The sequence below is a fragment of the Curtobacterium sp. B8 genome, assembly GCF_000333315.1.
Lineage (GTDB): Bacteria > Actinomycetota > Actinomycetes > Actinomycetales > Microbacteriaceae > Curtobacterium > Curtobacterium luteum.
The window spans coordinates 1-10,083 of the sequence record NZ_BACW01000630.1; the positions used below are offsets into that span (position 1 = coordinate 1).

Consider the following 10,083-nt stretch of genomic DNA (forward strand, 5'->3'; position numbering starts at 1 on the left):
TTTTTCTTTGTTTCCCCTCAATTCACTGAGTGAGCATCACTTCAGCTCGCTTAAGGTATTGCTGTTCGCAGTGCGTTGAAGGTCCGTACCTTGGGGGACCCTCCATGTACCCCCTTCGGAGGGGCTCGGGAGGACGACAGGTCGGTCCGGCCGTCAGTCACGACCACGGCAATGCACGCGGCGGTCGAGTTAACGGTTGTACGAGCAGTGCAGGTCCTCGTGCTGGTGCCCGGCCTGTCTTCGGATGCTCACCATCGCCTGAGCTGCCGATATCGACCGCGCCAGCGGGTTGCGAGTGTCCCGTAGGAGGGGAGTTGGTTGTGACCTGACGGGTGTGACAACTCTCGCGGTCGGCGACCTCTCTTGACATGAAGTTCTCGCAGAAGAAGTAGGCAATCGCGGGCCTCCGATACGCCCGGATGGCGGAAACCAGTAACGCCGATGTCTTGCGAGGCGTAGGCATCACCGAGTGCGCGCTCGTCCGTTGCGCCAGCGTTGCCCACCGCACGCGAAACAGCCGGGCCGTTTCCCCTGAAATGCACTTCCCCCGCATGGCGAACCTGAGTCAAGCGGTGCTGGGCGGACTTCTGCGATGGCTCGACCTGGGGCCGAGAGCACGAACGAGCTGCGCAAGATGCCTGCTGAACAGGGCTTTCGGCGGTGGGGGGAATGGCTCCGGTTGGCGGGGGAAACCCAAGTCTCGATGACCAGAAGTAGCCGTGCGCCACATGGCAAGCAGAGGAAGCGCAAAAAGCCCACCAACGCGAAGAGCCCCAGATCCCCGTAATTACGGGGATCTGGGGCTCTCTTGTTTCACTCCGGCGGATCTGCCAGTAACTAAGCGGTAACGGAGCTTCTCGCAGCAGTTGTGAGCAACCGCCACCACAGGTCGCTCGATCGCGGGGGTCGAACCGACCGCGTCGACATAGAAGCCCGCTTGCCGGGCGCCAGATGCGCCCCCAAAGTCGACCCCGAGCAGTAGGTAGCTCCCCGCCGCAGGGGTCCCGTGCAGGAGCCAACCCCGTACAACGCTGGACGCCGGGCTTGTCTCCGCGCAGAAGACGGTCGAACGGAAGGGTGTGCTCCGCGGCAGATTCAGTCCGCCAGGCGGATTCCGATAGCAGGGTGCGGATCGCCAGAACCAGGGCTGAGCCGGATCGAGCCACAGCTCGTTCCTGTCGCTAGTTCCCACTGCGGGCGCATCCACCGCCTCACCTGACCCTCAAGGAGCAGCCGTGCAGATCACCTTGTCGACCGTCGAGATCAACCGAGACCTGACCACCCTCGTGCCGCAGATCATCGTCAATTGGACGTTCTTCCAGTCGCGCTTCGACCGGAAGAAGGCCACGCTGAATTGATGGGCACGACCACGCGCACCGACAAGGAAGTCCGTTCCCGTGCCGGAAGCCTCTGGAAGGGCATCGAGCGGGGTGCCGATGCGCTCGCGGCCGAGATCCGCAGCAGGGATCTCGATTGGGACGGGCAGATCGATCCAGACTTCGTGCTGTCGCAGATGACAGTGATGAACCTGTTGGCGGTCGGCGACCATGCGCGAACGATGAAGACCCTCATCCTGAGTCCGAAGCTCGGACCGTCGTCGGCCACGATTGCCCGGGGCGCAGTCGAGTCGCTGGCACGGATCCGCTGGGTCACGATCGGTGCGACGGCGGACGAGGTGCGTGTGCGTGCGCTATCGGTTCTGCACTCGGACGTGAACAAGTCAGCGTTCGCGACTGAGTTCGTCGGTGTCGAGGGGGAGCTTGATCGCCGCGAGTACCTCGACCTCGTGACTGCGCAGAAGCGAGCGATCAACGCAACAGCCCCAAGCTGGGCGCTCAGCACCGCGGTGCGCGAAGCTGCGGCGGACGCGTGGGGCAACGCGGACCTGGACGAATGGACCCCCTACTCGCAGCTCTCCTCATTCGCCCACGGCATGATGCCGGCGCTCGGCGCGCTCCTCGCAGATGGCCAACTGCGGCTTCCGCGCCAGGAGATCGTGAACCATGCGGCGTTCGTTCTTGGCATTGCAGATCGCGCCGTCCACGTTTTGGGACGCTGTCCGCTCCCGCTCCTCCCTGAGGGGACCGTGGCACAGCTCTGGGAATCGATCACTTTGCGGCTCGAGCCACTCCGTCGCCAGCTTGCCGAGGAGGATAACGGGGACCGTCCGTTCCGAGTGCAGGGCTGACCTGGCAGCCCTAGCCCTCCTCGTGCCCGGCGTCGTGCTGAGTGCACGACGCACCGGGGTAGTTGGCGCGGAGAGGCCAACTCCAGCCCCGCAAAGTTGCGATAAGGGCCATTACCGTCGGTGTGGGTCACACCCCTTGAAGTGCCCTGATGCTGCCTTTGTCTGCGGATCCGGACGGGTCGTCGGTTCCAGGGCAAGTTGTCGCGGTGAAGGGCACGTTGTCGCGAGTGCCCGACTCGGTCGCGTGGTCGACGTCGAGCCACCAGGGCCGGCGGCTGACGCGGTGCTCCTGGGGGCCTGGCACGCCGCACCATCGAGCCGGCGGGCTGGAGCGTCGTGGGCAGCGCGGTCGTGACCAGGCGGCCGCCGCTCAGTAGCGTTGGCGCGGGAGCTTCGACGCATCAGATGGATCCGCGCTCGTCCGCGCCGTGCACGATGCGTGGGACCGACGCCTGCGCCTGGTGCACAGCACCATCGTGGACGAGGACGGCGACGGCTACCCGTCGTTCGACGTCGACCGCTGGGCGATCGAGGTGCGCGTGCCGCTCACGGACGACGAGGCGGAGGCTGCCCCCGTCGCGCAGGTCACGGCGTTCACCGTGCGCGCACCCGACGAGGTCGACGAGATCGTCGAGGCGCTGGAGACCTCCGACGCTCAGGGCTCGTACTCGAGCGTGGTGACGGGCACCGGTCCGGGTGGTGGTCCGTTCGCCAGTCTCTTCGCCGGCGCTGCCGAGGTCCTCGAGCGTGACGACCTGCTGATCATCGACCGCCTCGAGGTCGAAACCGGCTTCGAGGACCTGCCGCACCTGGTGCCGGCGATCGTCTCCGCCGTGCAGAACGGGCCCGCTGGCCGCACGGCGGCGTTCGTGCTCGCCGACCCGGCGCAGTGGAACGTCGCGCTGTCCGACGACGACCTCGAGGCGATCAACCTCGCTCAGTGGGCCGACGCCGGCGTGCTCGTCGGCGTCAACGCGGATCCGCACGAGGCGCACGAGCGCGCCGCGGACCTGATCGCCGCGCGCACCGCCGAGGACGCACCGACGCCCGGTGCCCGTCACAGCGACACCTGGGTCAGCGAGATCCTCGACCGCGCAGCCGAGGAGCCGGCCCTCGCGGTGCCGTTCGCGCTGCCGCCGGCGCTGCCAGCGGACGTCTGGGCTGCCGCTCCGGCGGGGATCCTTCACGTGGACGCTGATCCGGACACCGGCACCCTCGCCATCCAGACCGACGAGGGGGAGTTCGAGGTCGTCGGGCTCCCCGGCAACGCGCCGCAGCTCGTCGGCGCAGCAGTCGGCACCTCGAGTCAGACGCAGGCCTGGCTCCGCGCCGTGCACGAGCGGTGGTGGACGTACCAGCCGGCGCTCCATGACCGTGTGCACGAGGTCATCGACCAGTTCCTCGACGGCACCCTCGAGCTCGCGATCGACGACAGCGAACCGCACCTACACATGTCGAACGTCGAGTTGCAGCGTTCAGCGTGGCCGCTGCCCGGCGAGCTCACCGTCGAACCGGTCCACGAGGACGCTGAGCCCCTCGTGCTGAGTGTGCGCCTCGACGAGGACGGGATCAGGGAGAACGTCGGCGCGATCATCGTGCACGAGAACGGACAGGTCGAGGCGTTCCTGCACGACGAGTGGCAGCCGTGGCTGCAGGACCACGAGGCCGCGGTGCAGCACCTGCTCTCGCTCGGCACCGAGGAGTTCATCGTCGGCGTACTCCACGAGGAACTCGACGCGGGTGTCACCGGCGCGATCCTGACGGGCGACGTCGACGGGCACTGACGGTCGAGGCGGCCCTCCATGCTGTCGCCTGGCCCGGAGCTGACGTGTCCGGTGCCGCGATCGAAGCGGTAGCCGATCGCGGAGCTCGAGAACAGGGCGCCGCCCTCGAATCGGTCGCCGATCTCCCCGGCGGAGGTCTGGGCCTCCTCCGACGTCTCGAACACTCTGAGCACCGTTTTGTGTACTGACTCGTCGTGCTGCACGATCCACACTTCTGGTGCCGTGCGCCAACGGGACGTCTCCTGTTCCCGTGACTGGGGAGGCCGAAAGTGGCTCCCTGAGCGCGGGGGCGACGAGCGGCCTTCCCGATCGGTCGTCCCGAAGCCGATCGCGTACTTCGAGCAGCCACCACGCGATCCCACCGGCAGGACGGCACTTGTATGCGTACTACGCGCATGGCTATTGCGCACTTCGAGCAATACTGCCAGGATGAACGCTCAGCACCGATCCGTCGGTGCCCACCGTCAACGTCGACTGGAGGACCCCCGCATGCATGACTTCGACGGGCTGTTGCGAGCCCGGTCCGACGGGGGCGCAGAAGCGCTCCTCCCGACCCCGACGGTGCAGTGTCACGCGGCCAACCTCGCGTTCCTGCCCGGGGGAGATCTCGCCTGCGTGTGGTTCGGCGGTACCCAGGAAGGTGTCTCGGACATCTCGATCCACCTGTCCCGCCTTCCCGCCGGCACGGACCGCTGGCTCGACCCGGTGCAGGTGAGCTTCGACAGCGCGCGTTCCGAGCAGAACCCGATCCTGTTCACGGCGCCGGACGGGGCCGTGTGGTTGCTCTACACCGCGCAGCTCGCCGGGAACCAGGACACCTCCGAAGTGCGGCGTCGGATCTCCCGCGACGGCGGCGAGACCTGGGGAGACCCGACGCTGTTGCTCGGCCCCGATGCACCGGTCGGCGTGTTCGTCCGTCAAACCCCCGTCGTGCTCGAGAGCGGTCGGATCCTGCTCCCGGTCTTCAACTGCCGCACGGTGCCCGGTGAGAAGTGGGTCGGCAACGACGACACCGCCTCGGTCTGGTACTCGGACGACGGCGGACTGGCCTGGTCCGAGGTCGCCGTTCCCGACTCGACCGGGTGCGTGCACATGAACATCGTGCCGCGCGAGGACGGGGTGCTCTGGGCGTGCTTCCGCTCCCGCTGGGCGGACCACGTGTACGAGTCGACGTCCACGGACGGCGGGATGACGTGGGAGCCGTGCCGTCCGATCGACCTGCCGAACAACAACTCCTCGATCCAGGCGCGGTCCCTCGACGACGGCCGGATCGCGATGGTGATGAACCACTCGAGCAAGGAGGACGCGACGAGCCGCCGTGTCTCCCTGTACGACGAGATCGACGACGAGGGCCTGGCGTCGGACGCAGCCGGAGCGGGACCACAGATCGCCGAACCTGCCCTGGACGCGGACGGACCCACGGCCTTCTGGGGCGCGCCTCGCGCGCCGATGACGCTCGTGGTCTCGAGCCCCGACGGCCGATCCTGGCCGACCGCACACGACATCGAGAACGGCGACGGCTACTGCCTCTCGAACAACAGTCGCGAGTCACGCAACCGCGAGTTGTCCTACCCCTCGGTGCTCCCCGACCCGGCCGGGGGACTGCACATCGCCTACACCTGGCACCGCAAGTCGATCAAGCACGTGTACCTGCCTGCTGACGTCCTCGCGGAGATCGTGTCGACGCCGTCCTCCTCCGCCGGTCCGGACCTCTCTGCGAAGGAGCAGCGAGCATGACCCTCCCCATGGTCTTCGCACTCGCGATCACCGTCTTCATGATCGTCCTGATCATGATCGATCGTCTCCCGTTCGGCGTCCCCCCGTTGATCGCCTGCCTGTTGATGGTGGTCTTCGGTGTCGTGCCGATCAACGTCGCCTTCAGCGGGTTCGCGAACGCGACGATCATCATGCTCGCGTCCTTCATGGCGGTGATCGCCGCCTTGCAGAAGACCGACCTCGTCTCGGGCTTCAAGAGCATGATCACGCGACTCGGGACCAAGGGCGGGTTCCGCGCCTACGTCCTCATCGTCGTGTTCGTCATGGTCGGCTGCAGCATCTTCGGCACCGGCTCGACGGCCTACTACGTCCTGGTGATCGGTCTGCTCTCGACGCTGGCCTACAACAAGAAGCTGCCGCCGTCGAAGGTGTTGATGCCTGCCGGCTTCGCCGCCAACCACCCGATGCTCCCGTTCAACGTGGCCCTGCAGTACGGCATCGTCGTCGCGGTGCTGGAAGCGGCGGGTGTGCGCGAGTCGATCGACCTCGTCCGGTTCTCGATCGTCAACCTCGTGCTCAGCCTCGGGTTCCTCGTCTGGTGCCTCATCGCGTACCGGCTGCTCCCCGACCACGCGATCTCCGACGAGGAGACCGGCACGGTGAACGCGACCGAGGCGAAGGAACCGGCCCTGGCCGGTGCCACCTCCGGGACGCACGCCGGTGCCACCTCCGGGACGCACGCCGGTGCGACGTCCGGGACGCACACCGGCGCCACCTCCGGGACGCACACCGGCGCGTCCACCTCCGGGACGTACGTGGACGCGGTCGCCGACCCTGCCACGCCCGGCCCACACGCCGCCGAGGCGAACGCCGCCGCCGTCGCCGCGTCGAGCGCGACCGCCACGGTGACCGCGCCGACGCTGGACCGACGGAAGCAGCCGGCGACGTACGCCTGCTTCGTCCTGGCCATCGCCGGGATGATCTCGTACAGTTACATCGGCGACGCGGGCTACGCAATCACCGGGCTGTCCGTGGCGCTCCTCCTGGTGATGAAGGTCCTGGACTTCACCGAGATCCGCGACGCCATCAGCCAGCCGATCATCATCATGTCCGCCGGCGTCATCGGCATCGCCGAGGCGCTCGGTGCGACCGGACTCACGAAGCTGGTCGGCGAGTCGGTCGCCGGTCTGCTCGGCGGGAACGTCAGCCCCTTCCTGCTGGTGTTCGCGTTCTGTGTCCTGACGAGTGTCCTCGCGACCCTCACCGGGTCGACGATCGGCACGGTCTACGTCTTCGCGCCCCTGGCGATCGCGACCTGTGTCAGCCTGGACCTCAACCCTGCGGCCGCGGCGATCGCCATCGTCATCTCCGGGTGGAACGGACACTTCCTCCCCATCGACGGGCTCCCCGCGATGGTGATGGGCGTCGGGAAGTACTCGCTCCTGCAGTTCTGGAAGTTCACCATCCCGATGTACTTCATCCGCCTGCTGGCGCTGACCGCCGGCGCGCTCCTCCTCTTCCCGATGTGATCGGAGTCCCCGTGAAGAACACCTTCGAGCTCGCGCACGTGGGCATCAACAACCCCGACGCAGCGGCCGCGCAGGAACTGTGCGACCTGTTCTGCCTCATGTTCAACCTCGACTCCCGCCAGGGGAAGAAGTCCGAGTTCGCCGGCACCTTCTTCGAGTGCGTGCGCTCGCAGTACCTCGGCACGCACGGGCACATCGGCATGTCGACCGGCGATCTCCAGGCCGCCGTCGAGGAACTCACCGCGAAGGGCTTCGGGTTCGACCAGGAGACGGCCGCGCACTTCGAGGACGGACGCCTGCAGAACATCTACCTCGCGGGGGAGTTCGGCGGCTTCGCCGTCCACGTCATGCAGCGGCCCACGCCCTGACCCGCCCCCGTCCCACCCAGCCTGCAAGGAGCACCTGAAGTGACCACCACGATCCGCGGCAGCATCCACGCCCTCGTCACCCCGTTCCACGACGACGAGTCGCTCAACCTCGACCGGATGCGCGCGCACACCGACCGTGCCGTCCAGGCCGGCGCCGACGGCGTCTTCTGCCTCGGCACGAACGGCGAGTTCTTCCAGCAGACCGAGGACGAGCGGCTCGCCGTGCTCGAAGCGGTGGTTGACGCCACCGGTGGCCGCGTCCCCGTCTACGGCGGCGCCGGTGCCGTCGGGACGAAGGAGACGGTCCGGATCGCCCAGCGCATGCAGGCGGCGGGCGCGGACGTGCTCTCGGTCATCACGCCGTACTTCGCGGCCGCGTCGCAGGACGAGCTGTACCGGCACTTCGCCACGGTCGCCGAGGCCGTCGACATCCCGGTCCTCATCTACAACATCCCCGCGCGGACGGGCAACACCATCACACCCGCGACCGTCGCTCGGCTGGCGGAGCTCGAGAACATCGCCGGTGTGAAGGACTCCTCGGGCAACTTCGACGCGATCCTGCAGGTCATCGAGCTGACCGATCCCGAGCACTTCGCGGTGCTCGCCGGGACCGACTCGCTGGTCCTGCCGACCCTGCAGGCCGGCGGTGCGGGCGGCATCACCGCCGTCGCGAACGTCTACCCGCGCACGATGGTCGAGATCTACCGGCGTTGGGCCGCCGGTGACCTGGACGGCGCGCGCGCCGCGCAGGCGTCGATCCGCCCGCTGCGCAACCTGTTCGCGCTCGGCAACCCGAACACGATCGTCAAGGCGGCCACGAACGCCGCCGGCGAGGCCGTCGGTCCGTGCCGCGCCCCCTTCAACCTGCTCGGCGACGCGGCCCTCGCGAAGATCGCTGAGACCGTGCGCGCCGACCAGGCGGCCGGCCTGGGCTGAGGCGCGGCACCACCGCGACCGATCGAGGGCCTGGAGGCTCGGTGCCAGCTGGCACCGGGCCTCCAGGCCGTCGATGGTCGCGCCGCAACGGACCATCACGGGCTCACGAGACGACCAGCCGTCTCGTCGCCACGCGCACAGGCCGTCCCGGCGGGCCGGCGGCGGATGCCACCGACCCCGCGCACCCGTCAGCGGTTGTACGCCGGCATCGGCCCCCGGAGCGACGCGGCCACGTCGTCGACGGCCTGCTGCACGTCCTCCGGCAGGGCACCCGCGGCCAGCGCCTCGAGGTTCGCCGCGATGTTCGTGACCTGCGACCCGCCGATCAGTACCGCGTCGACGACCGGACGCCCGATCGTCCACCGCAGCGCGAGCTCGGCCATCGGGAGTGCTGCGCCCTCGGCGATCGTGCGGAGCTGCTCGACCGCGGCGAACACCTCGTCGTTCCAGTAGCGCGTGCGGTACATGCCGGCGAGGGGCGAGGAGCCGAAGCGTCCCTCCCCGGGCTGCTCGTCCGCACGGTGCTTCCCGGTGAGCAGACCACCGCCGAGCGGGTTGTACACGATCGTGCCGAGGCCGGTGCTCCTGGCGTACTCGGCGTACTCGTCGTCGATCCGGGTCGCGATGACGCTGTAGACCTGCTGCCCGAGGACGGGCGCGTCCAGCCCGAGCCCCTCGGCGGTGTGCCGGAGCTCCGCGATCTGCCAGGCCGCGTAGTTCGAGACGCCCCAGGCGCGGACCGCACCGGAGTCGACGAGCCCCTGCACAGCGGAGAGCGTCTCCGCGACGGGCGTCGACCGGTCGGGCTGGTGCAGGTACAGCACGTCGACGTGGTCGGTCCCGAGCCGGCGGAGGCTCGCGTGCACGCACCGCTCGATCGCCGTGGCGGACAGGGGAGCGGCGCCCTCGGCGTCCGGGTTGGGGATGCCGACCTTCGTCGCCAGCACGACGTCGTCGCGGCGTCCGGCGAGCACCGATCCGAGGATCTCCTCGCTGCGGCCGCCGGCGTACCCGTTCGCGGTGTCGATCCCGGTCCCGCCGGAAGCGAGGAAGCGGTCGACCATCTCGGCTGCGGTCGGCTCGTCGACACTGTCGCCGAACGTCATGGTGCCGAGGACGGCGGGAGTGAGGCGGCGGCCTCGGATGTCGATGTCTCGCACTGGGTTCCTCTCGGTCGGGCACCGTCCGGCGACTCGTCGTCGTGTCGCGTCTGTGCCGATCCGATGCGCACACCACTATTGCGTGTTTCACGCAACTCGTCTAGCGTGTTTCGTGCACGCCGTCGCTCCGCCGACCGTACCGTCCACCGAGCCCGAGGAGGGGTCCGATGTCGAACCGCCTCGCCGCGATCGCCGACGACCTGTCCGGCGCCGCCGAGGTGGCCGCGGTCCTCGGTCCCGACCCCGCGACCGTCGCCCTCACGCTCGCCGGAGTGCTCGGACACGTCGCGCGCTCCTCGTCCGATGTCGTCCTCGACTGCGACACCCGAGCACTCGACCCCTCGGCACGCCGTGCGGCCATCGCGCAGGCTGCACTGCAGATGCGCGGCGCCGGCGCGCCCG

9 protein-coding genes are annotated in these 10,083 nt (G+C 68.6%); 8 read left to right on the forward strand and 1 reads right to left on the reverse strand.

Going from position 1 to position 10,083, the window contains the following annotated elements; translation table 11 throughout:
* Positions 1-1,235 precede the first annotated feature (1,235 nt).
* The 7 genes from I59_RS23660 (at position 1,236) to dapA (ending at position 8,521) form a co-directional block, all read left to right on the forward strand.
* Positions 1,236-1,358 carry a hypothetical protein gene (locus tag I59_RS23660; protein ID WP_022904875.1) on the forward strand — a complete coding sequence of 41 codons (123 nt, stop codon included), beginning with the start codon at positions 1,236-1,238 and terminating at the stop codon, positions 1,356-1,358.
* A complete protein-coding gene (locus tag I59_RS16875) occupies positions 1,358-2,188 on the forward strand; it encodes a hypothetical protein (protein WP_022904876.1) in 831 nt (276 codons plus the stop codon). The genes I59_RS23660 and I59_RS16875 overlap by 1 nt, the downstream gene beginning before the upstream one ends.
* Positions 2,189-2,649: 461 nt before the next feature.
* The gene (locus I59_RS16880; protein ID WP_187289838.1) at positions 2,650-3,972 is read left to right on the forward strand and encodes a hypothetical protein; all 1,323 of its coding nucleotides are present in this window, start codon (positions 2,650-2,652) and stop codon (positions 3,970-3,972) included.
* A gap of 489 nt (positions 3,973-4,461) precedes the next feature.
* Positions 4,462-5,709: an exo-alpha-sialidase gene (locus I59_RS16885; RefSeq protein WP_022904878.1), complete on the forward strand. Its 1,248-nt coding sequence runs from the start codon at positions 4,462-4,464 to the stop codon at positions 5,707-5,709.
* Positions 5,706-7,217, forward strand: a complete 1,512-nt coding sequence (locus I59_RS16890; protein ID WP_031274287.1) for an SLC13 family permease — start codon at positions 5,706-5,708, stop codon at positions 7,215-7,217. Before I59_RS16885 ends, I59_RS16890 begins: the two co-directional genes overlap by 4 nt.
* Positions 7,218-7,228: 11 nt before the next feature.
* Positions 7,229-7,585, forward strand: a complete 357-nt coding sequence (locus tag I59_RS16895) for a 2-dehydro-3-deoxy-phosphogluconate aldolase (protein ID WP_031274288.1) — start codon at positions 7,229-7,231, stop codon at positions 7,583-7,585.
* Positions 7,586-7,624: 39 nt separating this feature from the next.
* Positions 7,625-8,521, forward strand: coding sequence for a 4-hydroxy-tetrahydrodipicolinate synthase (dapA, locus tag I59_RS16900; protein ID WP_022904881.1), 897 nt, complete (start codon positions 7,625-7,627; stop codon positions 8,519-8,521).
* Between the two features lie 188 nt (positions 8,522-8,709).
* Here the strand turns inward: dapA and I59_RS16905 are convergent, their stop codons facing one another.
* Positions 8,710-9,681: an aldo/keto reductase gene (locus I59_RS16905; RefSeq protein ID WP_022904882.1), complete on the reverse strand. Its 972-nt coding sequence runs from the start codon at positions 9,679-9,681 to the stop codon at positions 8,710-8,712.
* 167 nt (positions 9,682-9,848) lie between these two features.
* On the opposite strand from I59_RS16905, the gene I59_RS16910 reads away from it, so the two are divergent.
* Positions 9,849-10,083: four-carbon acid sugar kinase family protein (locus I59_RS16910; protein ID WP_031274293.1), on the forward strand; the 235-nt coding region annotated here is incomplete at its 3' end.

Coding starts and splice junctions, on each gene's coding strand:
- I59_RS16890 (WP_031274287.1), top strand. CDS start 5,706: ATGACCCTCCCCATGGTCTTCGCACTCGCGATCACCGTCTTCATGATC.
- I59_RS16885 (WP_022904878.1), top strand. CDS start 4,462: ATGCATGACTTCGACGGGCTGTTGCGAGCCCGGTCCGACGGGGGCGCA.
- I59_RS16875 (WP_022904876.1), top strand. CDS start 1,358: ATGGGCACGACCACGCGCACCGACAAGGAAGTCCGTTCCCGTGCCGGA.